The 26597-nt window shown below is 47.6% G+C and carries 25 protein-coding genes; 11 read left to right on the top strand and 14 right to left on the bottom strand.

The window, feature by feature from the left end:
- Positions 1 to 5 precede the first annotated feature (5 nt).
- The 3 genes from ACR0QN_RS03125 to ACR0QN_RS03115 all read left to right on the top strand — a co-directional run bounded on the left by ACR0QN_RS03125 (position 6) and on the right by ACR0QN_RS03115 (position 2613).
- Entirely contained in the window at positions 6 to 353 is a 348-nt protein-coding gene (locus ACR0QN_RS03125) for an ArsR/SmtB family transcription factor (protein WP_432649737.1), read from the top strand.
- 144 nt (positions 354 to 497) lie between these two features.
- Entirely contained in the window at positions 498 to 716 is a 219-nt protein-coding gene (locus tag ACR0QN_RS03120) for a cation transporter (RefSeq protein WP_432649736.1), read from the top strand.
- Between the two features lie 10 nt (positions 717 to 726).
- Positions 727 to 2613, top strand: a complete 1887-nt coding sequence (locus ACR0QN_RS03115) for a heavy metal translocating P-type ATPase (RefSeq protein ID WP_432649735.1) — start codon at positions 727 to 729, stop codon at positions 2611 to 2613.
- Positions 2614 to 2658: 45 nt separating this feature from the next.
- Here the strand turns inward: ACR0QN_RS03115 and ACR0QN_RS03110 are convergent, their stop codons facing one another.
- On the bottom strand, positions 2659 to 3138 hold the full coding sequence (locus tag ACR0QN_RS03110) for a hypothetical protein (RefSeq protein ID WP_432649734.1): 480 nt from the start codon (positions 3136 to 3138) through the stop codon (positions 2659 to 2661).
- Entirely contained in the window at positions 3135 to 3338 is a 204-nt protein-coding gene (locus ACR0QN_RS03105) for a helix-turn-helix transcriptional regulator (protein WP_432649733.1), read from the bottom strand. Before ACR0QN_RS03105 ends, ACR0QN_RS03110 begins: the two co-directional genes overlap by 4 nt.
- Before the next feature lie 173 nt (positions 3339 to 3511).
- Here ACR0QN_RS03105 and ACR0QN_RS03100 point away from each other — a divergent pair, with 173 nt between their 5' ends.
- The 3 genes from ACR0QN_RS03100 to ACR0QN_RS03090 are packed head-to-tail and all read left to right on the top strand — an operon-like array spanning position 3512 to position 5855.
- A complete protein-coding gene (locus ACR0QN_RS03100; protein ID WP_432649732.1) occupies positions 3512 to 4399 on the top strand; it encodes a helix-turn-helix domain-containing protein in 888 nt (295 codons plus the stop codon).
- Complete coding sequence (locus ACR0QN_RS03095; protein WP_432649731.1) at positions 4399 to 5118, top strand: ABC transporter ATP-binding protein; 720 nt, start codon at positions 4399 to 4401, stop codon at positions 5116 to 5118. Before ACR0QN_RS03100 ends, ACR0QN_RS03095 begins: the two co-directional genes overlap by 1 nt.
- On the top strand, positions 5115 to 5855 hold the full coding sequence (locus tag ACR0QN_RS03090; protein ID WP_432649730.1) for an ABC transporter permease: 741 nt from the start codon (positions 5115 to 5117) through the stop codon (positions 5853 to 5855). The genes ACR0QN_RS03095 and ACR0QN_RS03090 overlap by 4 nt, the downstream gene beginning before the upstream one ends.
- 215 nt (positions 5856 to 6070) lie before the next feature.
- On the opposite strand, the gene ACR0QN_RS03085 is transcribed toward ACR0QN_RS03090, so the two are convergent.
- From ACR0QN_RS03085 to ACR0QN_RS03070, 4 genes are all read right to left on the bottom strand, one after another.
- Entirely contained in the window at positions 6071 to 10153 is a 4083-nt protein-coding gene (locus ACR0QN_RS03085; protein WP_432649729.1) for a fibronectin type III domain-containing protein, read from the bottom strand.
- Positions 10154 to 10282: 129 nt separating this feature from the next.
- Positions 10283 to 10873: an ABC transporter ATP-binding protein gene (locus ACR0QN_RS03080; protein WP_432649728.1), complete on the bottom strand. Its 591-nt coding sequence runs from the start codon at positions 10871 to 10873 to the stop codon at positions 10283 to 10285.
- Positions 10860 to 12290, bottom strand: a complete 1431-nt coding sequence (locus tag ACR0QN_RS03075) for a lipopolysaccharide biosynthesis protein (RefSeq protein ID WP_432649727.1) — start codon at positions 12288 to 12290, stop codon at positions 10860 to 10862. The genes ACR0QN_RS03080 and ACR0QN_RS03075 overlap by 14 nt, the downstream gene beginning before the upstream one ends.
- A 178-nt stretch (positions 12291 to 12468) precedes the next feature.
- Positions 12469 to 13425 carry a hypothetical protein gene (locus ACR0QN_RS03070; protein WP_432649726.1) on the bottom strand — a complete coding sequence of 319 codons (957 nt, stop codon included), beginning with the start codon at positions 13423 to 13425 and terminating at the stop codon, positions 12469 to 12471.
- 387 nt (positions 13426 to 13812) lie between these two features.
- Between ACR0QN_RS03070 and ACR0QN_RS03065 the strand changes: the two genes are divergently transcribed.
- The 3 genes from ACR0QN_RS03065 to ACR0QN_RS03055 are packed head-to-tail and all read left to right on the top strand — an operon-like array spanning position 13813 to position 17802.
- Positions 13813 to 14547: an ABC transporter ATP-binding protein gene (locus ACR0QN_RS03065; protein ID WP_432649725.1), complete on the top strand. Its 735-nt coding sequence runs from the start codon at positions 13813 to 13815 to the stop codon at positions 14545 to 14547.
- 3 nt (positions 14548 to 14550) lie between these two features.
- On the top strand, positions 14551 to 15471 hold the full coding sequence (locus ACR0QN_RS03060; RefSeq protein WP_432649724.1) for a SufB/SufD family protein: 921 nt from the start codon (positions 14551 to 14553) through the stop codon (positions 15469 to 15471).
- 54 nt (positions 15472 to 15525) lie between these two features.
- Positions 15526 to 17802: a DUF4125 family protein gene (locus tag ACR0QN_RS03055; protein ID WP_432649723.1), complete on the top strand. Its 2277-nt coding sequence runs from the start codon at positions 15526 to 15528 to the stop codon at positions 17800 to 17802.
- Between the two features lie 168 nt (positions 17803 to 17970).
- On the opposite strand, the gene ACR0QN_RS03050 is transcribed toward ACR0QN_RS03055, so the two are convergent.
- The 3 genes from ACR0QN_RS03050 to ACR0QN_RS03040 are packed head-to-tail and all read right to left on the bottom strand — an operon-like array spanning position 17971 to position 19539.
- On the bottom strand, positions 17971 to 18435 hold the full coding sequence (locus tag ACR0QN_RS03050) for a C-GCAxxG-C-C family protein (RefSeq protein WP_432649722.1): 465 nt from the start codon (positions 18433 to 18435) through the stop codon (positions 17971 to 17973).
- A gap of 17 nt (positions 18436 to 18452) precedes the next feature.
- On the bottom strand, positions 18453 to 19136 hold the full coding sequence (locus ACR0QN_RS03045) for a PHP-associated domain-containing protein (protein ID WP_432649721.1): 684 nt from the start codon (positions 19134 to 19136) through the stop codon (positions 18453 to 18455).
- On the bottom strand, positions 19129 to 19539 hold the full coding sequence (locus ACR0QN_RS03040; RefSeq protein ID WP_432649720.1) for a DUF3783 domain-containing protein: 411 nt from the start codon (positions 19537 to 19539) through the stop codon (positions 19129 to 19131). Before ACR0QN_RS03040 ends, ACR0QN_RS03045 begins: the two co-directional genes overlap by 8 nt.
- A gap of 210 nt (positions 19540 to 19749) precedes the next feature.
- Here ACR0QN_RS03040 and ACR0QN_RS03035 point away from each other — a divergent pair, with 210 nt between their 5' ends.
- Together ACR0QN_RS03035 and ACR0QN_RS03030 are read left to right on the top strand one after the other, a co-directional pair.
- A complete protein-coding gene (locus ACR0QN_RS03035) occupies positions 19750 to 21780 on the top strand; it encodes an Ig-like domain-containing protein (RefSeq protein ID WP_432649719.1) in 2031 nt (676 codons plus the stop codon).
- Positions 21781 to 21937: 157 nt separating this feature from the next.
- Positions 21938 to 22927, top strand: coding sequence for a hypothetical protein (locus tag ACR0QN_RS03030; protein WP_432649718.1), 990 nt, complete (start codon positions 21938 to 21940; stop codon positions 22925 to 22927).
- Positions 22928 to 22984: 57 nt separating this feature from the next.
- Here the strand turns inward: ACR0QN_RS03030 and ACR0QN_RS03025 are convergent, their stop codons facing one another.
- From ACR0QN_RS03025 to ACR0QN_RS03005, 5 genes are read right to left on the bottom strand one after another with little or no spacing between them, the layout of a single operon-like run.
- Positions 22985 to 23854, bottom strand: a complete 870-nt coding sequence (locus ACR0QN_RS03025) for a CPBP family intramembrane glutamic endopeptidase (protein ID WP_432649717.1) — start codon at positions 23852 to 23854, stop codon at positions 22985 to 22987.
- A 9-nt stretch (positions 23855 to 23863) separates the two neighbouring features.
- On the bottom strand, positions 23864 to 24580 hold the full coding sequence (locus ACR0QN_RS03020; RefSeq protein WP_432649716.1) for an ABC-2 transporter permease: 717 nt from the start codon (positions 24578 to 24580) through the stop codon (positions 23864 to 23866).
- Positions 24577 to 25341, bottom strand: a complete 765-nt coding sequence (locus ACR0QN_RS03015) for a hypothetical protein (RefSeq protein WP_432649715.1) — start codon at positions 25339 to 25341, stop codon at positions 24577 to 24579. Before ACR0QN_RS03015 ends, ACR0QN_RS03020 begins: the two co-directional genes overlap by 4 nt.
- Positions 25341 to 26219, bottom strand: coding sequence for an ABC transporter ATP-binding protein (locus ACR0QN_RS03010; protein ID WP_432649714.1), 879 nt, complete (start codon positions 26217 to 26219; stop codon positions 25341 to 25343). The genes ACR0QN_RS03015 and ACR0QN_RS03010 overlap by 1 nt, the downstream gene beginning before the upstream one ends.
- Positions 26212 to 26595, bottom strand: a complete 384-nt coding sequence (locus tag ACR0QN_RS03005) for a GntR family transcriptional regulator (RefSeq protein WP_432649713.1) — start codon at positions 26593 to 26595, stop codon at positions 26212 to 26214. Before ACR0QN_RS03005 ends, ACR0QN_RS03010 begins: the two co-directional genes overlap by 8 nt.
- Positions 26596 to 26597: the final 2 nt, after the last annotated feature.

Below are 26597 nucleotides of genomic sequence, written 5' to 3'. Positions count from 1 at the left end.
TTATAATGGACAACAAAGACGAATTTTTATGCGTTCACGAGGACGTGGTGGAAAAGGTAAAATCCCAGCTTCCCCCCGATGAGATACTCTACGATCTTGCCGAGCTTTTCAAGGTTTTCGGAGACACCACGAGGATACGCATACTTTATGCTCTTTTCGAGTCCGAGCTTTGCGTAAACGATATGGCGCAGCTTTTAGGGCTGAGTCAGACGGCAGTATCACATCAGCTGAGGGTGCTTAAAAACAACAAGCTTGTACGTTTCCGCAAGGAGGGCAAGATAGTTTTCTATTCCCTTTCCGACGACCACGTAAGGAGCATTATCGAAATGGGTATGGAACACGTTGAGGAGTAGCAAGCAGGCAGGCTGAGCCTGCAGCCATTCGGCAGGCTCAGCCTGTAGCCGCTCGTTCTATAGTTTATTTGGGCGACAGACCGTCGGCTCGGTAACGGCAGAAATATGCTGCCTCAAAAAAATCATTCAAGGAGAAATGTTATTATGAAAAAGGTATTTAAGCTTGAAGATCTTGACTGCGCAAACTGTGCCAAGAAAATGGAAAATGCAATAAACAAAATTGAGGGCGTGGAGTCCGCAACAGTAAGCTTCATCTCACAGAAGCTCACCATCACCGCTGATGACGCACGCTTTGACGAGATAATGAAAAAAGCTGCGGCGGAGTGCAAAAAGATAGAACCCGACTGTACCATAATTATGTAAAGAGGTCGTTATGAGCAAAAAACAGAAAAAAATGCTGACCAGGATAATCATAAGCTTCGTTATTCTGGCAGCAGAAATGATAATTTTCGGCGTAACCAAAGCCGACATAGGCATATGGAAGCTGGCATTGTTCCTTATCCCCTATCTGATAATCGGGTATGACATTCTGAGGAAAGCCATTCTCGGCATAATTCATTTACAGTTTTTCGATGAAAGCTTTCTTATGACCGTTGCCACCATAGGCGCATTTGCCACGGGCGAATATGCGGAGGGAACGGCGGTAATGCTTTTCTATCAGGTGGGAGAGCTTTTCCAGTCCTGCGCCGTGAGCAAGTCAAGGAAGTCAATTTCCGAGCTTATGGATATCCGTCCCGACTATGCAAATATTGAAGATGAAAACGGCAAACTCATTCAGGTCGACCCCGAAGAGGTGGAGATAGGCTCGGTCATAACCGTTAAAGCGGGTGAAAAAGTTCCCCTTGACGGTGTTGTCATATCGGGTACATCAGCCGTTGACACCTCGGCTCTCACAGGCGAGTCCATTCCCCGTGACGTGTGCGAGGGCGGCGAGATAATCAGCGGCTGCGTTAATCTTACGGGTATCCTTAAAATCAAGGTCACGAAGGAATTCGGGCAGTCAACCGTTTCAAAAATTCTGGAGCTTGTGGAAAATTCCCAGGAGAAAAAGTCCAAAAGCGAAAATTTCATCTCAAAATTTGCCCGTATCTACACCCCTGCGGTGGTAATCGGTGCGCTTCTTCTGGCGTTTATCCCTCCCCTGCTAACAGGGGGCGAGTTCGGCAAATGGGTCTACAGAGCAATGACATTTCTTGTAATTTCCTGCCCCTGCGCCCTTGTCATATCCATTCCCCTCACCTTTTTCAGCGGTATTGGCGGTGCTTCAAAGGCGGGCATACTCATCAAGGGCGGAAATTACCTTGAAGCTCTTGCAAACGCAGGCGTTGTTGTTTTCGACAAAACGGGAACTCTCACCAAGGGCAGCTTTGAGGTCACCGCTGTTCATTCGGACAAAATGGATAAAGATGCGCTTCTTGAGACTGCCGCTCTTGCCGAGTGCTATTCCGACCACCCCATTTCTCTTTCATTAAAACGTGCCTGGGGCAAGGAGTGCGACCCCTCAAGGATAGAGAACGTCAAGGAGATAGCGGGGCACGGCGTTAAGGCGATTATTGACGGAAAGACCGGGCTTGCAGGCAAGACCATTCTTGCGGGAAATATGAAGCTTATGAAAGCGGAGAATATCTCCGAAGCCCACGACTGCCACCACCCGGGAACTGCCGTTCACGTTGCGGTAAACGGCGAATATATGGGTCACATAATCATCTCGGACGCTCTCAAGGAGGGCGCAAAGGAAGCAATGGAAGGTCTCAGGAATATGGGTGTCCGTAAAACCGTAATGCTTACGGGAGACGACCGCAGAGTGGGAGAGCAATGTGCAAAGGCTCTTGGCATTGACGAGTATCACGCCGAGCTGCTCCCCGCCGACAAGGTAGACTGCGTTGAAAAGCTTCTTGCGGAGAAGCCGCCTAAGAAGTCCCTTATTTTCGTTGGAGACGGCATTAACGACGCACCCGTTCTCACAAGGGCGGATATCGGCATAGCAATGGGCGCAATGGGTTCGGACGCCGCCATTGAAGCCGCCGATGTGGTGCTTATGGACGACGACCCCCGCAAAATTCCCCTTGCCATAAAAATCGCAGGCAAGACCGCTTCTATCGTAAGACAGAACATCATCTTTGCTCTGGGCATAAAGCTGCTCACTCTTATTTTAGGAGCGCTTGGCATTGCAAATATGTGGGCTGCGGTGTTTGCGGACGTGGGCGTTTCGGTCATAGCAATTCTCAACGCTATGAGAGCAATGAATGTGAAAAAATGAGTTTAAAGGCTGCCTGCGGAAAAATTCGCCGCAGACAGCCTTTTATCAGTTCAGCTTTTCCTCGCAGATACGGAAGATATCAAAAATCAACTGCTGTATGCATACAAATATCAGCACCGCTAAACCCGCCTGCCCCAAATCAAGAAACATAAGCACCAAGCCTGCAATGAGTCCCAGGAAATAGGACACCAGCAAAGAAGTATATGCTGCAAAGTGGACCATTTTCCTTCCTCTTTCGTCCTTGTCTATTTCGGAAATATCGTCAACGTAATCGGGGTTTTCCTTTGTCATCTTCAGAGTATGTATTCCCTTCAGAACAAAATCCCCCGCAATCATCAGAACTAAGACTATTCCAAGAGCTTTGATTTCTATGGAAGTGTCGTTCAGTGCAAAAACCATTACCATTGCAAAACCGTACATAATTCCGCTGAATATCTGCATCCCACCCGAAGCTTTTTTCCTTCCGAAAAAGCTGCTGCCCTTGCCAATATCAAAAAAATCCCTGAGTTTCAGATAAAATTTCACTTTTGTTCCTCCTCGTAAATAAAAATGTCCTCAACCGTCATGCCGAAATACCTTGCAAGCTTTATGGCAAGGGTTATGGACGGATTGTACCTGCCGTTTTCAAGAGAGCCTATGGTCTGCCTTGAAACGCCCATTGCCTGCGCCAGCTCTTCCTGCTTGATCCCTCGTTCTTTGCGTATTTCTTCAAGCCTGTTTTTCATAGTCCCTCCATTTACGGTTTATGTAAAGCTTACTTTCCATCAGTATAACACACATTTTCATAAATGTCAAGTACGCTTTCCATATTTTCAGCAAAAAAAGTCGAGAAAATTTTCCTTGCATCAGATATAATGTTATCAATGGGACAAATGCTCCCGGGAAAGGACATCCGAATATGAACGATACAACACTTGCCGTACAGCGTATGCAGGACTACATTTCCCGTCATCTTGACGAGAAAATAACAATGGCGGAGCTGGCACGCACATCAATGTTCTCCCCCTGGTATTCCTATCGGATATTCAAGGAGCAGACAGGACTTACACCCTCTGACTATATCCGCAGGCTCAGACTTTCACGCTCGGCAATGAAGCTGAAAAACAGTGAATGCCGTATAGCGGACATTGCCTTTGAGCTGGGATTTGGCAGCGTTGACGGATATCAGCGAGCCTTTCTTCGGGAGTTCGGCTGCAACCCCGGGGAATACGCCAGACGACCCGTTCCCATTGCATTATTCATTCCCTACGGAGTAAAATTCCGTGAACTGCGAAAGGAGAATATGACTATGGAAAATGTAAAAAACGTGTTTATTCAGGTAATTCACAAGCCAGAGAGAAAGGTCATTATCAAGAGAGGCGTCAATGCTTCGGACTATTTTGCCTATTGTGAAGAAGTGGGCTGTGATGTCTGGGGACTGCTTACGAGTATGGACTCTCTCTGCGGCGAGCCTGTCTGCCTGTGGCTCACCGAGAAATACCGCAAAAACGGCACATCTGTATATGTCCAGGGCGTTGAAGTTTCCACAGATTATGACGGAGAAATTCCCGAGGGCTTTGACGTGATAACTCTCCCCGAGTGCGATTATCTGATGTTCCAGGGCGAGCCTTTTGAGGAGGAGGATTACTGCGACGCAATAATCGCCGTTCAGCAGTCAATGGAAAAATATGACCCCTCGGTCATCGGTTACGAATGGGATAACACCCAGCCGAGGATACAGCTTGAACCTCGTGGCGAAAGAGGATATATCGAGCTTAAAGCAGTAAGACAGAGAGGTAAAGCGTAATGACCGCCGCCGTCAATGTAATGGGACTGACCAAAGCCTACGGCAAAAAAACCGTATTAAAGGGTCTGTCCCTCACGGTAAAAAGCGGAACGGTTTTCGGGCTTTTAGGCGCAAACGGCGCAGGAAAGACCACCGCCATCGAATGTATGCTTGGCATTAAAAAAGCCGGCAGCGGAACATCATCTCTTCTGGGGCTTGACCCGAAAAAAGACCGCCGCCGTCTCTTTGAACAGGTTGGCGTGCAGTTTCAGGAAAGCGAGTATCAGAACGAGATAAGGGTAAACGAGCTGTGCGAGGAAACTGCCTGTCTGTACAGCTCCCCCGCAGACTGGAGGGAGCTGTGCAAGAAATTCGGTATCGGTGACAAGCTTTCCGCACAGGTAAAAAGCCTGTCGGGAGGCGAACGGCAGAGGCTTTTTATCGTCCTCGCCCTTATCCCCAATCCACAGCTCGTATTCCTTGACGAGCTTACCACTGGGCTTGACGCAAGAGCAAGGCGTGATGTGTGGAAGATACTCTCGGAGCTGAAAAAAGAGGGTCTTACCATAATCCTCACCTCTCATTTTATGGACGAGGTGGAGGCTCTCTGCGACGAGATATGCATATTAAAAAAAGGCTCACCCGTTTTTATGGGAACGGTGAGCGGAGCAAAGGAAAAATGCGGCTGTGAGAAATTCGAGGACGCATATCTTATTTTGTCGGAGGATAACGCTGAATGAAACGCTTTTTTACGCTTATGAAAAACGAGCTGAAGCTGAATATCCGTGATATGAATATGGTGATATTCGCTTTGATAATGCCCCTGGCGGTGTTTATAGTGCTGGGGCTCATATACCGTTCAAAGCCTGCGTCCGAGGGTGCGGAGTACACCTTTTTGGAGCAGTCCTTCGGAGCGGTCTGCGCCGTATCAATATGTGCAGGAGGACTTATGGGTCTGCCCCTTGTGGTAGCGGACTACAGGGAGAAAAAGATACTCAAGCGCTTCAAGGCAACTCCCGCAAGCCCAGGTCTTCTGCTGGGAGCGGAGCTTGCCATTTATATGCTTTACTGCGCCGCTTCCCTTATGATCCTTGCCATAGCGGCATACATATCGGGAGCAGGTTTTGGCGGCTCTCTTATAAAATTTCTCGGAAGCTGGGCGCTTACGGCAATATCCACCCTCAGTATCGGTATGATGGTGGGAGGACTTGCAAAAAACTCAAAGCAGGCAGGCGTTATCGCAAGCGTTCTTTACTTTCCTGCCCTGCTGTTCTCGGGGACAACGGTTCCCTTTGAGATAATGCCAAAGATAATGCAGAAGCTTGTGGGACTTTTCCCTCTCACGCAGGGTATCGGGCTGATGAAATCAACATTTCTCGGGATACCCTCGGAATACACAGCCGCCGCCATATTGACAATGCTTCTGACAACGGCGGTCTGTACGGGAATTTCAGTAAAATTTTTCAAATGGGAATAACATTCAAAAGCGGCGGACAAGGGGGTGTCCCCTTTGCCATTTCGTTGGTTTAAATGCGAAGCGAACAAAGTGTGTGGCACGGTACCGATAATTACTTCTTTATCGGTACTTTCCTAAATTTCACCGCTTTTTTGTTTCATCTCCGCTTGAGGATATTTTCAGATATCAAAAAGCCGCCTGTCAGCTTTGTGACAAGCGGCTTTTTAAGCTGTAGGTTATCTGTTTACTATCCTGTAAACCTTGTTTCTTGCTCTCCGTCTGTAAATTTCGGGGAGATATGTGTTTCTGAAAGTAAATGCTGCGGACTGACTGCTTGAGCTTGTCTGAGAGGTTCCCTGTGCGGCGGCAGGAGTTCCTGCGCTGGTGTCCTCGCCTATCTCGGGGAGATATACCACGAACGCATAGGGCGAGAAGCTGTTTGCGGTAAACTGCATACAGTCAACTCCTCCCACATTTACGTGGATAGAGGGAAGTATCTCCAGCTGTCCCAGATCGGACACGTGCACTACGGAGATATGCTCCGAATAGGGCAGAAGCTCGTCCGGAACGGGAATAGTAAGGGTCATATAATATCCCTCGTTGATAGTCGCCTTTGTGTCGGTCCCTGCGTTGTAAATTGCGATGTCCATAGGATAAATGAGGAAACTGTCAATTCCCTCGCCGTAGAAGTTCAGCACGTCCTGAATAGCTGTCACGGTGTCGGGGCTGAGAGTAAATCTCACGTCAATATCCGTGTTGAAGGCACCCTTGCCTGCATATGCGGAGATGATATTGCTGTTTGACATTCCGTAGGGAGTGGTTCCCGTAATATAAATGCGGAAGTCGCCTGCCTCGGTATTGCTGTTATCTGTGGGCTTGGTTCCGCCCGAAGATGTTGGCGTTGCGGTGACTGCCAGCGAATATCCCGAATAAACCACGCTGCCGTTTACATTCTTGTATGCAGCGACCATATAGGTGTATTCCCTGCCTGCGGTAAGCCCTGTGTGAACAAAGCTTGTGCCCGTAACGATACCAACGGGAACAAAGGTCATCTGAGCCATATTGTAGGCATAGACCACATATCCTTCGGCGCCGTCCGACTTTTTCCAGGTTATAGTAACCTGCTCATTGCCTGCCTTGGCGGTAACATCTGTGGGAGCATTCAGCTCAATTCCTACGGTAGCTGATTTTGCCACCGAGAAATCTCCCTCCACAAGAACGTCGTCCACATATTTATATGCACAGACCTTGTAGGTAAAGGTGGTATTGTTGGAAAGATTTGCGTGGATCGCTGTAGTTTTGGATACCTTGTCAAGAAGATATGAAGAACCGTCATATGCCACAAGATAAACACAGTATCCCTCAGCGCCCTTGACAGCGCTCCATTTGAGGGTTATCTGACCGTCACCTGCGGTTACTGTGAAGTCTGCGGGAGCAGGAAGATTTATGCCCGCCTTGCCCGTTACCTTCTGAGCGTAGGTATCATTGGCTTCTTCCTTGTTGTTTATGGTCACATATGGGATAATGCGGTAATCATAAACGTCTCCGTTTCTGAGTCCCGTATGGGTGAATGTAGTCTGTCCCACATTTGCAATGGTCGTCCAGCTGTTTGCGTCCTTGTTTGAATACTGAACATAGTAGCCGTCCGCACCGTCCACCTTGTCCCATTTCAAGGTAATGCAGCCGTCGCCGCCTGTGGCGGTAAGACCCTGAACAGAGGTCAGAGAATAATTTATCAGTCCCTGCTGCTCGGCGCTGTAGTCGCTGACGTAGTCTTTTCCGTCAACCGTCCGAACTGCCTTTACCTTGTAGGAGTACACGGTCTTGTTGTCAACATACATATCGGTGTAGGAGGTCTTATTGCCCTTGTATATCTCACTCTGGCTGCCGTCGGGATTTGTCCTTGTGAGGATATATTCGGAAGCCCCCTTGACAGCTGTCCAGCTGATATTTATGACCTTGCCGGAGGGGGTGACGGTGAGGTTAAGAACATCGTCTACCTGCACGGTGGGGGTGAAAAGGTCGGAACGTGTGGAAGTAACGCTTTCGATGGGCGGATTATCGTCTATAACCACATACGACTTAACATATGCATAATAGTTGACATCATTTTCCAGCTTCTGCTTGGGAGTATATTCGGTAAGACCGACCACCTTTTCATCTGTGACCACAGGCTGTCCCGACTCTCTCACAATGCTTACAAGATATCCGTCAACGGGATCCGATGTGCCTTCTTTATAAACAATATCCCAGGAAATAACAGCGCTGTTCTCCAAAGGCTTGACATATACCTTTTCGGGAGGCTGAGGCGCAGGAGAGGGAGTAACTGTCTTAGTTCCCGAGGAGTAAAGGGCTGTAGCAGCGTCGGAGGAGATCGAAATCGTATAAGGGATATCATTTTCCAGATCATTTATCGTGTAGGTAAGATTTTTTCCCGATTTCACGCAGTCGCTTTCGCTTAACTTGACATAATCAGTTCTTTCTACGCCGTTTTCATCTGGGTGGGTAAGAGCAATGGTATAAAGCTTTGTGCCGGGGTGAGCGGTGAAATTGACGGTTATCCGCTTATTTCCTGCCTGAGCGCTGTTCAGGACAACGCTGTTGAGAGAGTTGATCTCAACTGTGGTTTTGGCAGGCTCGCCGCTTGTCATTCCGTCAGCGTGGGCGGTAACGGAAAATTCCACTTTTTCGCCGGGAGTAATGCTGGGGTCATTTACGTTTATCTTGGCAAAATCATTCAGATAACGGCTTGTCTCGGCTATTACCGGTCTGCCGTTGGCGTAAACGCTGTAGTAAACGTCAAAGCCCGAAGTACCCTCGGGGCGCACCCAGGTTAGCGTCCACATACTTTTATCGGCTGACAGGACAGCTTTAAGATCTGTGGGAGAATTTAAAACTGCGTCCGTAATATTTTTTACAGAAGAACGGGTAGTAGTGTATTCTGCTGTGGAAGTATCCTTTTCGGGGTATACATACTGATTTGTCAGAAGGGAACCGTCCCTGTTCAGAACGTCATAATATGCGACTGCCACATATGAGCGCACTCCCTCGCCCTCGAAATCATCGGGGTCTTCAAAAGAATAAACTCCGTTTGTCATCTGAGAAGGCGTAATTTTCAGACGAGGCGAATAAAGCGTTTCTCCCTCGTCCTTGCAGTAAAGCAGAATATAGGACGGCTCGGAAGCCTTTGCAGGCATAGAGATATTCACCGTAACGGTCTTGTTGCTCATTGTGGTGGATATATCGGGCTTGCCTGCGGTAAGAGGTGCGGCGCTTCCCGAACGGGCAAACTGCTTGCTGTAAAGAGGAACGGACACATCGGCATTGCCGTCGCCGTCAAAATCGGAGCTTGTCATTGTTCTGAACGCTCTTACCGCATATATCTGAGACTTGTTCGACGTGCCGCTTATCTCGGCGGAGCAGTGATTTCTCGTGCTGTCATTTTCAGTAGCTTTATCAATTGGAATGATAGTGGGCTTTGTGCTGTATTTTCCGTTTGAATATGTATAGATCGCATATCCGTCAGGCTCGGGAGTAATATTATCCCACTTGAGTATCACTTTTCCAACACCGCTGTATGCGGTGAGAACGGGGATATCTTTTGGTATTTCGGTGTAGGTCTTTCCCTTGTAGTCCCATATTTTGGAGACCTCATTTGATATCTGCGCCGCCGCCGACTCGTAATTCTCCTTGGTGTCGGTGTTGATATAAACGGCTGCGTCGGGAGCCAGATTAACAAAATTGTTTGCGCCTATAGACATATTGTCGGAATAGCCGAGAGTTATTGTGGTAAGGTTCGGCATACCGTTGAATGCACCGTTTTCTATTTGAAGTGCATATGTAGGATTATCCTTGTAATTTGTATAAAGATCGGCTTCATATATCGAGGAACGAAGATCCTTTACATCGTCGGCAACGATAAGCTGCTTTGCAGGTGCGACATATTTCTGCAAAGCTGTGTCATCAGCCGCCGCCGATATCTCAGCGCTCATTGAAATAAAAGCGCAGGCAAGCAGGAGCGACATTGCCCTCTGCCACAAAGGACGGAAAGGCAGAGAAGGTCTGCGTGCAGGCTTCTTTGCGGAAAAGAGATCGGTCTCGGGAACGGGAACAGATGGAGTGACCTTCTTTGTCTCAGGCTTACGCTTTATCCCGAGAAAATTTCCATCCTTGTCGGACAGCGCCATATCAACGCTGCGGCACACCGACATAAACAGTATCACCGCATATTTTGCAATAAGGCAGGGCAGGAAAAGGAGAGGATTTTTCCCCGCTTCTTCGAGCCTCCTTACTATTTTTCTCTGAGTGTTGAAATCCATAACCAGACCGTCCTATCTATGTAAATATATGTAAATAACGATAGTTATACATATATATTGTAGCACAAAAATACGGGAATGTCCATAGAAAATGACATTTTCTATGAAAATTCCCGTAAAATTTCAAAATTATTTTTGTGCATTTTTACTTATCCCCCGAAGGCTCAGAACGCCGTCGGTTTTAAGTGGGATATCGGCTGTATCGTGGGTCACGAGAAGAACCGTTCTGCCCTTTGTATATGCTTCGATAAGAGCGGCGGTTTTCAGCTTGTTATCCGGGTCTATGCCCTTGAATGGCTCATCAAGCAGCAGTATGCCGAAATCGGCACAGAGAGAACGGACTATCGCCGTTCTCCGCTTCATTCCTCCCGAAAGCTCCTTTACGGGACGGGATATGTCCTCACGTGAAAGCCCTGTGGAAACAAGAGCTTCGACAATATCAAAATGCGGCTTGCCGTGCAGTACAAGATAACAGTTTTCAAGGGCGGAAAGCTCCTCGAAAAGTCTGTCCTCCTGAAATACGGCGGATATTTTGCCGGGGGTACGGTCGGTTATCTCCCCCGAATAGTCCTCAAAACCTGCAATTATCCGCAGGAGAGTTGTCTTGCCGCAGCCCGACTCCCCCGATATCTGCGTAACTGCGCCGTTCGGAAGCTCTGCGGAGAGATCGTCGAAAACGATGATGTCCCCGTAGGCTTTGGAAATATTACTGAGCCGCATTCCGGTTTGATCTGTCGGTGCGGCTGAGGAGCTTCCGCAGGGTCTTGATGATAGCGTCAAAATTGTACACAAGGCACACTATAAAGCCAAGGATAAGTCCTACCCAGTAAACGCTTGGCTGTTTTGCGGTGATGATGCACATAAAAAGGATTATTACAGTATTTACCAGAAAGCGGAAATAATCCACCTTAAAGAATATAAACTTTCTTGCGTCAAAAAGTCTGACCGCAAAGCAGGCGAAATAGGACGCTGCGGTGGCAATTGCCGCTCCCCAGACGCCGTACTGAGGTATGAGCAGGAAATTAAGGATTATATTCACAGCAGCGGCAACAAAGGCTGTGGCGCAGGAATTTACCGAGCGCTTTTTGGTGGTGTAGACCGATGAAAGAAACTGACAGAAGCACTGGAATACCATTGCGATTATGAGCACGGGAGTAAAGGTCTGCGCCTCTTTAAAACGGCTTCCCTCGGCGGTTCCCGTAAGGATAAGGGTAAGGGGCTTACAGAGCATAATAAGTCCTGCGGCGGCGATATAGAGCAGAGAGGAATATGCCCCGAACACGGTCTCGTAGAATGTTCCCAGACCTCTGCTGTTGCGCTCCTCGATGGAGGACATCTGCCACGCCTGATAGAACATTGTGGTAACAAGCATAAGGAGGGTGGGGAGCTTATAGGCAATGGAATAGATACCGTTTTCCGTTTCTCCCACCATATTGATGACAAACCATCTGTCCGAAGCGGAAGTCACCCACCAGAGAAGATAGGTAGGGATAAGAGGAGCGGAAAATCTCAGCATTTCCTTTATAACATTTTTGTCGATATAAAATGCGTCAACATATTTGTGAAGCCCTGCAACAGCTGTAAGGAAAAGCAGGGAGCTTACGTCGGAGATAACAAAGGAGACCACATAGCCTGTGACACCAAGCTTCAAGCCCCATATGAGAACCAGGTTGCTTATGACCTGCACAAGGACGGTGAGTATTCCGTCGGCAGCGAAAAGCTTTACGTATCCTCTTGCTCTCACAAACTGCGAAGCCATCTGCCTGAAGCAGGAGAAATAGCAGTAAATGTATAGCAGGAAGGTATATGCACCGATAGTTTCGTTCTTCCCGATGAAGGGGGTAAAGAGCATAAAGATAGTCATACCGAGAAGCACGCTGACGTTCGCTCCCGTAAAGACCTTTCGGGGGTCATAGTCCTTATCCATTCCGAAACGTATCACGGCGTCCGCCATACTGAACGTTACCAGCGGAACAAGGACGTTTACCGTATTATAAAGAAGATCCGCCGTTGAATACTCCGCCTCGGTCATACAGCGGGTGTAGAGCATTGTCATAAAGAAGCCCAGGAACTTTGCTCCGAAGCTGCCTATGCCGAATATAAGCGTGTTGCCCATTAGCTTTTTGTATTTGTTCATTTTTGTTTCTCCCGATTTGCCTGCAAATTTATAGATATTGTAATTATATCATATTTTTTCTCAAAATGGAATAGATATTTGCAAAGTTTTTTCGGAAAATATTTATTGAAAAAAGAAGCGGCAGAGATCGCTCTCAGCCGCTTTGTATAAAATTTCTTTCCGACGTCAGTTCAGCACGTCACTCTGCTTTCTTCATATAAACTGTCTGATCTGCCATTCTGTCTAATCCGTCATCGGATAATTCTACGGTACATTCCTTATCGGTATAGAGCTTCTGCTCATATATCAAAGACGCAACGACCTGGATAGCGCTGCCCTTTTTGACTGTCTGAGTAAATGTTTTTTCATCATCTGTACCGGGAGCTGCAATAACTGTCAGCGTTCTGCTGTCATCGCCGAAAATTTCCGCACGCAGCTGTTCATCGGGAACATATTCCTCACAGTCGGGAACAATGACCATATCAATAATAAGACTATCCTGTCCGTCTTTCACAATATATGATCTTAAGCTTTTAAGCTCCTTTGTGCTTTCATCAAATTCATATACGTATTTGTAGCTGTCTACCTCGTCATCGGTATATCCAAGCGATGCATAAAACGCAGTATCTGCTTCCTTAGGATAAGTGCTCTCAATAACAGTTACACCGTTTTCCGTTTTCTGCGATGTGATCTCTTCGGTTTCTCCATACTGGAATACTTCTGCCAGCTCTGCTGCGCTCCTGTATTCTTCATAACAGCCATCGCCTACAAATATCGTTCTGAACGGCAGCGAAACATTGTCATCAAAGCCGTATATCTCACCGTCTTCGTCGATATACACATAGTCTCCTAACTCGTAAACATAACGTTCTGCGTCTTTATAATAATATTCGCTTGACGTGGTGCCGTCCTTAAATAAATAGTCTGTCTTTACCGCTGTTTTGCCGTACTTTTCAACCAGAGCGTCCAGCCTGTTTGCGGCTTCAGCCTCGGAGATAAAAGAAGGAACTGCATTATCCTGAGTCTGTACATTCTCTGCGCTCTGAACTGTATTATCGGTCTGTGGGGACTGCTCCGCTGTACCCGAGCCTCCGCAGCTGCAGCACAGCAGCGCCATTCCCAAAGCCATCGCCGTTGTTATAATACTTTTTTTCATAAAATTTTTCCTCCTTGATCTCAGTTTGTAAACGTTCTCTCAAAAATCGGAGACACGAGACGTTAATTGCTGCTGTCGTTTGCAATAATACTGCTGTGCATCTCCTGCGGCACAGCGCCTGAACGCACAGCTATGTCAAGCTCTAAAGCATAATAAATAGTACCATATTTTTTTATGAAAGTCAAGAAAAATATTTAAAGAATATTCATTGTCCGTATCAAAAAGGTATTTATCGGAGAAGCGGCGATTAACACTATATTCATACTTTCTGCAGGCTCCCTATATTGACAAAATTATATCTGCATAGTATAATTATACTTGGAAAGAAATTACTGTCTCTCGGCCTTCGGCGGAGAGATACACATATATAACGAAAGGAAGAAAAAAATGCTCGAACTTAAAGATATACGCTGGCGGCTTCCCGAGGGCGAAGAGATACTGAAAGGCATCGACCTTACCGTTCCCGACGGAAAGCTTACTGTTGTAACGGGTCCAAACGGAGGGGGAAAAACCTCTCTTGCAAAGATAATCGCAGGTCTGTACGAGCCCTGCGGCGGCAGCATTATTTTAAACGGGGAGAACATCACCTCCCTGGACATTACCGAAAGGGCGAAAAAGGGCGTTGCATATGCATTTCAGCAGCCTGTGAGATTTAAGGGGCTTACCGTAAGAGACCTGCTGGAGCTTTCCGCCGAGGAAAAGCTCAGCGAAGAAAGGATCTGCTCCCTTCTCGGAGAAGTGGGACTGTGCGCAAGGGAATATATGGACAGAGAGGCGGACTCAAGTCTTTCGGGCGGCGAGAGCAAGCGCATTGAGATAGCTACGGTGCTTGCAAGGAAAAATGCGGATATGCTGGTTTTTGACGAGCCCGAGGCAGGCATTGACCTGTGGAGCTTTTCTAATCTTATCAGCGCATTTGAACGGCTCAAAAGCGAGGGCAGCCGCTCCCTGCTGGTAATTTCCCATCAGGAAAGGATAATGGAGATAGCCGATCACATTGCGGTCATTGCCGACGGCAAGGTCACGGCGCAGGGCAGCAGAGAGGACATTCTGCCCCGTATCTTAAAGGGCGATACAAAGTCAAAATGTCCTTTGGGCAGGACAAGAAAAGAGGAATGTTAAACTATGAACGAGATCACGGGTCAGCTTCTTAAAGTCGTTTCCGACTGGGACGGAGGCAGCTTCAAGGGAGCTTACAATATAAGAGAGGACAGCGGCTGCGCAGGCAGGCAGTCCTCGGAGAATATAAAGATAGAGCCTAAGACCGACAACCCCGGCATTGTCATCAGGATAAGCGCAAAGGCTCAGAAGGAAACGGTTTATATCCCTGCCTGCATTACAAAGGGCGGCGTGGACGACCTTGTATACAACGATTTTATCGTTGAGGACGGGGCAGATGTTATTATCGTGGCAGGCTGCGGCGTTCACAGCGATGACGAGGAGGAATCGAGGCACAACGGCATACACCGCTTCTTCATCGGCAAAAATGCAAGGGTGCTTTACAAGGAAAAGCACATCGGTACGGGCAAGGGCAGCGGCGCTAAGCGGATAAATCCCGTTACCGATGTTACTATGGGCGAAAACTCCTATATGGAGATGGACACTATCCAGATAAGCGGCGTTACAAGCTCCGACCGCTCCACCTCCGCACGTCTTGGCGCAGGAGCTAAGCTTGTGATAAGAGAAAGGCTTATGACCGACAAAAGCGAGACTGCAAGGTCTGTTTTTGACGTTACCCTTGACGGTGACGACAGCGGTGTTGACCTTGTTTCACGTTCGGTGGCAAAGGGAAATTCCTTTCAGGAGTACAAGTCGGTCATTAACGGTAACTGCCGCTGCACGGGTCATTCCGAATGCGACGCTATTCTTGCGGACAACGGCAGGGTGAACGCCGCTCCCGCTCTGAATGCTTCAAGCCTTGACGCTTCACTTATCCACGAGGCGGCTATAGGCAAGATAGCAGGTGAACAGATAATCAAGCTCCGTACTCTCGGTCTCACCGAGGAAGAGGCGGAAAGGAAGATAATTGACGGATTTTTGAAGTGAGTTTTCCGCCTGCGCTCTTTTGGGGTGCAGGCGATTTTTCAAGGAGGTAGTTTTATGAACGTGGACGAGATACTTCAGAAAATTGATGAACTGCTTCACGAGTGCAGACTTGACGAGGCTGAGGATTATATGAACGCCTGTCTTGAGCAGGCACACAGCCAGGGCAGGACGGATATTGAGATAACAATTTACAACGAGCTGGCAGGATTTTACCGTGACTGCGGAAAATTTGAGCAGTCCCTCGAGTGCTGCCGCCGCTCCGAGGAGCTGCTTGATATTATCGGGGAAGGGGAAACGCCCCGAAGATGTGCGGCGCTGCTCAATTCCGCAAATGCGTGCAGGGCTTCGGGAAAGCTGTCCGAGGCTTATGAATATTATGACAAAATTTGGAATATTCTTGCAAAGCTGCCCGAGGAGGAAGGTCTGTTTGCAAGCTATTACAATAATCTCTCCCTGCTTCATCAGGAGGCAGGAAGGTGGGAAGAAGCAAAGGGCTGCCTTGAAAATGCTCTGGAAATTGCGGAGCGTTCCCCCGACGGTGAGATACGTTCGGCTATTTCCCGTTCTAACCTTGCGGTATGCCTTATAAGGCTTCACGACTGCGGCAGGGCAAAGGAAATTCTTGCTCCCGCTATGGAAATTTTCAAGGGGCGGTCTCCTTCCGATTTCCATTACAGCGCAGCTTTAGCTGCTATGGGAGACATACTTTTTAATGAGGAAAAATATGCCGAAGCGGCGGAGTATTATGAGGCGGCTTTATCGGAAATTGAGCTTCATATGGGCAGGAATAATTTTTACGATACGGTTATGGGAAATCTGTCGGCGGCTTATGAAAAGTCGGGCGGCAGACCCGTTTTAAAGGGTGCGGAACTTTGCAGGAGGTATTTTGAAGCCTTCGGCAGACCAATGCTAAAAAGAAATTTCTCCGAGTATCTTGACAAAATTGCCTGCGGACTTGCGGGAGAGGGTTCGGAATGCTTAGGGTTTGATGATGAGCTTTCCGCTGACCACGATTTCGGTCCTTCATTTGTGATATGGGTTGACGATGAGACTTATGACAAAATAGGTACGGAGCTGCAGGCGGCATATGAACTGCTGCCCAAGACTTATATGGGTATGAAGCGGCTTATCACACCTCACGGAACGGGTCGGACGGGTGTTGTGCGGATTTCCGATTTCCTGCGGAAATTTACGGGCTGCGGTCGTGTTCCCGAGGGGCTTGAGGAATGGCTTAGTACAGATGACTCGCTGCTTGCCTGCGCTGTGAACGGCGAGGTGTATATGGACTATTCGGGTGAGTTTGAGGATATCCGCAGAAGGATAAGAGTGGGTCAGCCCGAGGCGGCAAGGCTCAAAAAGCTGGCTCAGCAGCTTGCTCTTGCGGGGCAGAGCGGTCAGTACAATTACCCCAGGGCGGTAAAGCGTGGAGACAATGCTGCGGCATTTGTGGCTCTGAGCGACTTTATGCAGAGTGCGGCACGGGCGGCGCATATACTGTGTAAAAAATTTGCTCCTTACTGCAAGTGGCTTTTTAGGAGTACGGAGCAGCTCCCCCGTCTCGGAGAAATTGCCGGAATGATACGGGATATCTCAAGTGGTATTGATGTTCAAAATAACATTGAGGGAATATGCCGCATTTTGGCTGACGAGGTGGGTCATCAGCTTATCACGGACAGCAAGGAGGATTATCTTCCTCAGCTTGCGGAGGAGGTCTCCGCATTTGCGGACAGAGTTATTATTTCCGAGGAAATAATCTCGATGGAGTGGGAATGGTTCGACAAGGTGCAGAACGAGGGCGGCAGAGCCGACTGTCAGGACGACTGGGAGACCTTTTCCATTATGCGGAGAAGTCAGTATTACTGCTGGAGTGAGGAGCTTTTGCGGTCGCTGCTCCTTGATTTCAGGGCGGCTCTCGAGGACGGCAGAAACCCCATTCGTGAAAAGTACGGATATATGATGGAGTCTACCGCTCCTGCGAGATTTGCGGAGGTAAAAGAAAGTCTGCCCGAAATTTCCGAAGAAAAGGCGGCGCTCAGAGAAGCCATTATCTCCATTCAGGTGGGCTGGATGGAGGAATTTGCGGCTCAGTTCCCGAAGCTTGCAGGTGAGGCGAGGGTCATTCACACATACGAGGACACTCCCTTTATGACTTCTTACGAGACTTATCTCAGGGGCGAGCTTTCCACTTATTCGGATATGACCTTGAAGCTGTACGGAAGATTTATCGTTTCGGTAAGCAATGAGGAGAAAAATCTTGCCCGTATGATAATGGAGAGGTCGGTCAAGATGTACGGATATGGCAGTCTTGAGGAGGCAGAGAGCAAAGCTTGATACATTTGTGCCAAATATAGCAATTATGGGTCGGGATATTTGTGCAGGTATACGAATTTGGAATAAATGTTCTAAAAGACATTGACAAATTGGAATAAATGTGCTATAATAGCGTTATCCCGAAAAAACGGGGCTGCTGCAATGGTGCTGCGGCAGTCCCGTTTGTTATCATTCTTTTATTACGCCCTGTGATACAAAATATTCCTCGAGTATCTCCGCTGCGTCCTTTACAAGGTCGCCGCAGGGGCGCTTTTTGTAATATTCGGGTGTGCGCCTGTCGGGGATATGAGTCCCCTCGGGTTTATCAAGTCCCAAAAGCTCTTTGCAGATAATGCTTTTGTTTTGGGCTTTGAATTTTTCCGCAAGGGTCTGTATCATTTGATATGTGCGCTTTTTGCCCTCGGTGTCGGCAGGGTCGTTATAGCCGCAGACGATGCTTACCGCCATAAACATTCCCGAAACTGCTCCGCAGACCTCTCTCATTCGTCCCATTCCCCCGCCGAATCCCGAGGAAAGCATTGCAGAGGTCTTTTCGTCAAGCCCCGTAATGTCCGAAAAGGTCATAAGGACGGACTGGGCGCAGTTATAGCCCTGTGTGAAATATGCTTTGGCTTTATCGCCTCTTGTGCTCATTTATTTCATCTCCATAATCAGTTTTTTCTGTCAAGCAGTTTAAGGGTGCCGCTTTTTACGGCTTCTGCATAGTCCTTATATGACTTGAAGGGAGTCTCGCTCTCCACTCCTCCGCCGTACCATCTGTCGTTGGTATTATGTGCGTCAGAGCCTGCGGTGACCGGGAGGTCATACCAGCGGGCAAACTCTGCGGCGTGAGAATTAAAGGGAGTGTCAAGAGGGTGAGAGGCATTTATTATCTCTATGGCGTCTACGAAATGGGGGCAATGCTTGGTGGCTCTGATATAGGGATAGTCTCTGAAGGGGTGTGCCTGCACCGCAAAAGCTCCGTCCGAGCGGGCAAGCTCAAGAAATTTCGTAAGCTCCATTTCAAGGATATAGTCGTGCTCAAGGAGCCAGTTTTTGTCAAGTCCGTAAATGAGAAAGTCTGAGCCGCCGTCTCCGTACTCGAAGCCGAAAAATACATCAAGACCTATTTCCCGCCCCCTTGCAAGGGCATTTTCATAGCCTTTGCAAAAAAGCTCTATCCGCTCTTCCCAAGGCAGGTCACGGGGCACGGCGCTGTTTCCGTTGAAGAAATGGTCGGTTATGAATATGCCGTCATAGCCTTCCGACTTGTATTTTTCAGCCATTTCCGCCGCAGGTGAATTTGAGCAGGCGCTGGCTTCCATTGTGTGCATATGAGTCTCGTACTTATACATCTTTATCTTTCTCTCCTTTGTGCATCAGGCGGTGCTCCTTTTCAAGCTCGTCCATAAGCTCCGTAAGGGTCATTGTCTGATTTGCGGCGGTGACTGCAGCCTTGAGAGGTATGCCCCCAAGTCCGTTTGAACGCATATCGTCAACGGTTCGGCTGAGCTTCTTTCCGTCCATACAGGAAAATATGACGCACTGTCTGCTGTCGGAGGTCTTTTCACAGTCTGTTGACACAAATCCCTCAAAGCCTGCAATATATCCCACCTGCTCCCCTGCGCTTTCGGGAGGCAGGATCGCAAGCTCCGTTTTCATTCGCTTTGCGGTCTGACGGAATTTCTCCTCTTTCTCACCGTCAAAGCCGTAGATAAGTATCTTTTCCTTTGGGGTGTTCATTATCCTTGATCTCATAGAGCTTTCAGCCTTTCTTTAATACGGTCTGACGGCTTTTCTGCTTCGTAACCGCTGTAACCGAAGTGTAACTATTTGTTTCCCGTTTGTTACTGTATTATAGCACATTTTTTATTGACATTGCAGTCTGTAAATGTTAAAATTTATAGTAAGGAGCACATCTCCGGTTTTTACAATGATATTATCAACATTTAAAAAGGAGGAACTATAATGACATCAACAAGAAATCATCTTAAAGCGGCAGTCAGTATCCTGCTTGCGCTTCTGATGGCTCTGACATTCGTTACATTCCCATCGGAAGTCTCCGCTCTGGGTCTTAATGCCTCGAGCATTACCCTTACCAAGGGCTACGGCGTTACATTAAAGGTAAACGACGGCTCCAGCGCAACCTGGTCGTCCTCGGACACTACTGTCGCAAGCGTTTCAAGCAAGGGCAAGGTCGTCGGAAAGAGCGTGGGTACTGCCACCATTACCGCAAATGTCGGCGGAACGCTTCTTACCTGCAATGTCAAGGTAGTCGGCGGAAAGCTCTCTCTCAGCACCAAATCAGTCGAAATGGAAAAGGACGAGGTACAGTACGTTACCGTCAGAGCTAAGGGTTCCCACGGTATCAAGGCATCCTCCGGCGACAAGAGCATTGTTACCGCTTCCTGGGTAAAGCCCTGGAAAAACGATGATATCCGTCTCAAGCTCACCGCAAAGGGTTCGGGTACCACTACTGTCAAGATATCTATGACAAAGTATCCCGATGTTTACACTACCATCAAGGTCACAGTCAAGGGCAACGACGCTGTGCTTCTTACAAGCCAGTCCGCTGTTACAACTAAGATCGACTCTCTGGCTTCCGTTGTTATCTACAGCGACCAGAACAATATGGTGGATTACTCATTCGCTGACAACACCATCGCAAAGCTTACCGAAGGCACCTGGAAGGACGGCTACTGCACTCTGGGCATCACAGGTCTCAAAGAAGGCACTACTACTCTTACCCTCACACGCAAGGACAATACTGCTGTAAAAAGACAGATAACCGTTACAGTATCCGGCTCGGGATATTACATAGTTTCCACCACCAAGCCCGCTAAGCAGGCAACAGGCGACAGCGTTCTCAGCTGGACCGACAGCAAGACGCTGATCACCAAGTATATGCTCGTTCCCAACGGATACGACATCGCCAAGGCAAATTCCGCAGTTGCTGCCGACAGCAAGGTTTACGAATACTATACCGTTTACGACGTTCAGCCTTCAAAGACCGCTTCAACCGATACTATTTCCACTTTCTCCGCTACTGTTGACGGAAAGGCTGTAACAAGATACGTACTTCTCCCCGCTTCCCCCGACACCCCCACATACAACACCATTGTTGCTGATTACACGGGCGTTATCGAATACTGGAAGGTCTACAACAAGTCCCCCGAAGGCAAGAAATTCCTCTCAACTGATATTGTCAAGACCTGGACAGCTACAGTAAATTATCAGGCTGTAACAAGATATATCCTTCTTCCCCTGAACTATTCCGAAGATGCTCTTAACAAGATCATTGCGGCTGACTCGGGTACAACTCTCGGCGGCTACTATTCCGTAAGCGCAGCAACTCCCACTTTAAAGGCTTCTACCGATAAGATCATAAGCTTCCCCGTTACTGCCAACGGCGTTACCAAAACATACTACGTTCTCGCTCCCGCAAACTATGACGAGGCAAGAGTTAACGACGCCATCGCCGCTTTCAAGGGCACCTACGACTACTGGGTAGTTTACAGCACCAAGCCCAAGCAGCAGCTTTCCTATGATGTTATCCAGTCCTGGACAAAGCTCGTTGACGGCAAGCAGACCACAAGATATATGCTCCTTCCCGTGGGATATGATGAAAATCTGTTCAAGGAGTATATGAACAAGGATCTGGGTACATCTTCCTCCGCTTACTACAACATTACCACCTCTTACCCCGTTTCCATTGCAGCTTCCGATAAGGTATGGATGTGGTACAATGCTAAGGAAGGCGCTACAAAGTATATGCTTCTCCCCGAGAAGTACGATGTTCTCAAGAGAAACGACCTTATCAATGCCGACACCGGAACATTCGACTACTACACCATCTACTCAAAATCACCTGCTAAGAAGAGTACCGACGATGTAATTCTCACTCCTATGTATAACGGCGGCGTGGTTTATATGCTGGTTCCCAAGGACTGGGATCAGACTAAGGTAAATCAGGGTCTTGCAGGTCTCCTTGTAAGCTGATGAAGCATAAGAAAAACAACAAAACGGACAAATAAAGAAAAGATAAAATTATTAGAGAGCGCCGGTCTTCCGACGCTCTTTTTTTGCGGAAAATCCTTGACAAAAGCTGTCGGAAAAGGTATAATATAAGTATATATCATCAAGAAGGAAGATAGTTATGCTCATTTCATCGGAAAAAGCGAATATGCGTGCTGAAGCTGCGGTGGATTTTGCCCGCAGGCACAGCTGGGCGAAATATCCCTGTCTTGCCGCCGTATCCGTTATTTACTCCGCAGAGTTTGTAAGACTTAAAATATGCGAAGCCGGTGAAAAGCTGAAAGCTGCTGTTTGTGCGCCTTTCCGCCCCTTGGGAGGCAGGATCGCAGCGGCGTTTCTTTCCGCAGCATTCGCTTTTATGAGCGTTCCCTTTTCGGGAGCAGTAGTCTTTGCAGATGAAACAGAGACCCCTGAGGTGCAGGAGACAAAAGAGCTTCCCAAGCCCTGGACAAAGCTCCCCCCTAAACCCAGAACTGCCGCTACCCCCGAAGAAATTGCCGAGAAAGTAACTTTAGCAGGTCTTGCGGAGGAGTCGGATGATTACGATATCACTCTTAACATACGCACTCTGAAAAAAGATATTACCGTAAATTTCAGGGAGTCTCCAAGATATCTTGAAGAGGTCATTTCCGCTTTCGGCGGCTACGGTATTTCCACCGAAGAGCTTAATATCCTGCCTGTGGACGTTTCTGTATATACCACCGAGGAAAGGTATGTACTGCAGCTTTCCGAAGGTTATTCCGCAGATATCACCCTGCCTATACCCGAGGATATGCAGAACCATTTAGACGATCTGAAGGTAATTCGTCTGGAGGACGATGGTTCCATCGCTATACTTGACGGTAAGATAAAAAAGGACACTATTTCCTTTAACACCGAGCATTTTTCAGTTTTTGCGCTGGTTGCCTACAAGGATCCCGTCGTCCCCGTTTCCGCAGAAAATATTGAAAGCGGCGCAGGTATGACTGCGCAAGGCTCCGCTCCCGATGCTTCGATCTCGCTGGGCGGAACTGCTTTTGAGGAGGACAGAAACAGATTCAAAAAGGACAAGAAGCGCAAAATTTACCGTATCAAGCGCATTGCAAAGGAAAATCAGCTTTTGCTCCTTTAATATTACTTATACAGAACCGCCGCCCGTGAGGAATATCCTTACGGGCGGCGGTCTTTTTCAGGCTCTTTCGGTTTGATTATTTTTTCTGAGAAGAAGTATCATAAAGGGTATGCAGACAACTGCCATAGGCAGAAGATGCAGGGTCACTATCTCAAACTGCTTTGCCGAATATATCTCATCGGTCATTCCTGCCGAAAGGAATACAGACAGCAGAAATGTGCCTATGTTATTGTTTACGGCGTGGCAGATACAGGCAGGGTATATGGAGCCTGTTTTCTCGGTGAGCCACGTGAGAAGGCATCCTACGAATATGCAGTAGACCGACATTACCATATATCCGCCGTAGGGGTAAAGGCTGTAGTTTGTTCCGAAATTGTGTCCCATATATACCACGGGAGCGTGCCACATTCCCCAGATAATGCCGCTTACGATAAGGGCGGCAGGCTTTGGCATAAGAGTCTTGAGTTTTGGGGTCAGGTAAGCTCTCCAGCCGTATTCCTCACCGAAATACAGAGGGAATATCAGGACGCTTGTGGAAACGATGCGCAGCGTTTCATAGATAAAGCCTGCAATGTTATCGGCGTTTATCACCTCGGAAACGCTGTAATCCGGAACGAATACCATTCCTGTGATATTTGCGGCGATAATATACACCACAACGGGCAGAACTGCCGCAAGGACGTAATATTTTATATTGCCGCCGAAATTTGCGGCATAAAGCTTATCCTTAAAGCCTTCCTTTGTAATGAGTCTTGTGAGATAATTTGCAATGGCGGGGGCAAAGGCTATGCCAAAAAAGCCGAATATCTTCCAGCTTAAGGTGTCCTCCATATATCCGAAAACGGCGGTGCTTGCTATCACGATACCGTAGGATATGACGGTGAAGATGATTATTCTGAGTACTGTTATTTTTTTATCGGAAGTCATTTTTTCACCTTATTTCTCAAAGCTTTCAATGCCCTTTATGTAAAGTCGGCAGGAAAGCTTGTAGGATAAACAGAACATTACTATGCTGAAATAGGGAAATATGCCCATTATAATAAGCAGGGCATCGGGTATTCCTTCGCCCTTTACGAGCTTTATCAGGCTGTCGATAAGCTTTTCAGGCTCTCCGAATATGCTCAGGTCTCCGAAAAGAAGATAGACCATTCCTGCAAACAGGAGAAGAATTACTATCATTGCACGGTATTTATTTCCGTTAACGCTGCCGAAGCGTATGCTGAAGGGTATTTCCACCGACAGCATAAGTATCAGCAGGAAAAACAGGTTTGATATAAAGGGCAGTGCCGAAAAATCAAGGTCTGCTGCGGCACAGGCTATCACATCATAGATATAGCTTACAAAAACAGAGCCTACGAGGACGATAAGGGAAAAACCGTATTTTGAAGCCACCTGTCCCCTTGCCGCCTGCGGAGTGGAGATTATAAATGCCGCCCAGGCTTTGCGTTCATCGTATTTCATCATTTCTGCGGTCACCATATATCCGTAAAATATTATTATGACCTCATATAGCATTACAGACATCATAATGCTGTTTGCGGAAGTGCCTCTCGCCGCCTCCGAGACGATCCCCGGGATAAGCAGGAATGGGAAAAATATAAACCACAGAAGCTTTCTGTTCTGATAAAATTCCTTGAAGATAAGTCCGCTCATTTTTCTGCCGCCTCCATTTTCTCCTTTATGCGGTAGTTATCACGTCTGCCAAGTGCTGCTGTCAGCACAAGCTGTCCCATTGCCAGAACAGCTATGGCAATAAACGGATAAAAGCAGGTAAAGTCTGCAATTTTATTAAGATAGGGCATTAACGAAAAGCTGTCAGAATCGCCTTCCGAAGCTATAATAAGCTTCATCATAAAGGGATATGCTATAGCGAGTGCCGCCACAAGTATTGCCATTGCCGCCGCTGTGGAATTTCTGAAAAGAAGGGTCAGGGAAACAAGAGCAATGGCGCCCAGGGCTGTAAGGGGCATAAGGAATGTGAGAACTCCCATAAGTTCCCTGTCGGGGCTTCTGCCGTAAAGGGTGCAGAATAATGCCATATTTGCCATTGACAGGGCAAAGGCAATGATGATGGAAACGGTGATTATCAGTATTTTTACAAATGCGCATTTTTTTGTGCTGACGGGTATTGTGTACTGAAAGGTAAGCCATTTTGTGGTAATATCCTTGTCAACAAGCTCGAAATTTGCCGCCGACATCAGATAAAGCACCGCTGAGGGTATGATAACGCTTATGTAGAAAAGGGTGTTTTTCGTTGACTCTCCGTTTTCGGCGGAAATGATATCCCGGAGATTTCCGAAGTATATACTGAGGTTTATCAGCACTAAAAGCAGGGTGATAAGAAGATATGTGGAAAATGCGCTTATGTAGGTCTTTCTTGTAAGGTAAAGCTCTCTGTATATAAGCCCTTTCATCACGTCCACTCCTTTTTGTCTGCGTTTACATAGTAGACCATTATTTCGTCAAGGGTGGTATTGTCCATAACAAGTCCCGAATATTTTTTTGAGCAGGCTTTTTTGTCGCTTACCATTACGGACACGCCGAAGTCGGATATCCTTGCGCTGATAATATCGCTTTTGTCAATGGCTTCATAGTCCGAGCGGCTGCATTTGAGAACGCCGTGGTTTTCGATGATATCGTCCTTGTAGCCTGTGAGTAGCAGTCTGCCCTTGTCGATAAAAGTCACGCTGTCCGCTATTTTTTCAAGATCGCTTGTGATGTGAGAGGACATTAAAATGCTGTTGTTTTCGTCCCGCAGATATTCAAGGAAGATGTGGAGTATCTCGTCTCTTACAACGGGGTCGAGACCTGTTGTTGCCTCGTCCATTATAAGCAGCTTTGCGTTATGGGAAAGGGCGGCGGCTATCTGCAGCTTCATTTTCATTCCCTTTGAAAATTTGCCGAAGGGCTTTTTTTCGGGGAGACAGAAGCGCTCAAGGTATTCCTTGAATTTTGCGTTATCCCAGCTTTTGTAAATGCCGCCTAAAATTCTCTCAAGCTGCTTTGCGCTGAGGCTGTCGTGAAAGGGCAGCTCGTCGAATACGGCGGCGATGTTTTCCTTTATCTCGTATTCGTGCTCGGTATTGTCAAGACCGAAAATGTTTATTTTGCCGCTGTCTGCCTTGATAATATTCAAAATCGCCTTTATTGTGGTAGTCTTGCCTGCGCCGTTTTGTCCGATAAAGCCCATTATGCTCCCTTTGGGAACGTTAAAGCTTACATCGTTCAAGGTAAAGCCGTCATATTTTTTCGTAAGACCGCTTATTTCAATGGCATTTTCAAAATCATTCATTGTCCGCACCTCCGTAAATTAGTTCAAGTATCTCTTTAAGCTCCGAAAGCTCCACGCCGCACAGCTTCGCCTTTGCGCACGCCTGCTTTAAAAGCTCCTCCGTCTGACGAAGATTTTCCTCCCTTATAAGCTCGGAATTCTGCCCCTTTACAAAGCTTCCCTTGCCTGTGTAGGACTCGATATAGCCCTCCCGCTCAAGCTCCTCATAGGCTCGCTTTGTGGTGATAACGCTTATCCTCAGCTCTGCGGCAAGAGTTCTCATTGAGGGCAGGGGGTCTCCCTCCGACAGCTCTCCCTGCATTATCATAGCCTTTATCTGCGAGGATATCTGCTGATAAATAGGCTCTCCCGAGGAGTTACTGATGATTATATCCATAT

Source organism: Huintestinicola sp., from assembly GCF_050874005.1.
GTDB lineage: Bacteria > Bacillota > Clostridia > Oscillospirales > Ruminococcaceae > Huintestinicola.
Note: the sequence above shows the minus strand (reverse complement) of the source record. Positions and strands in the feature narration are given on the sequence as shown.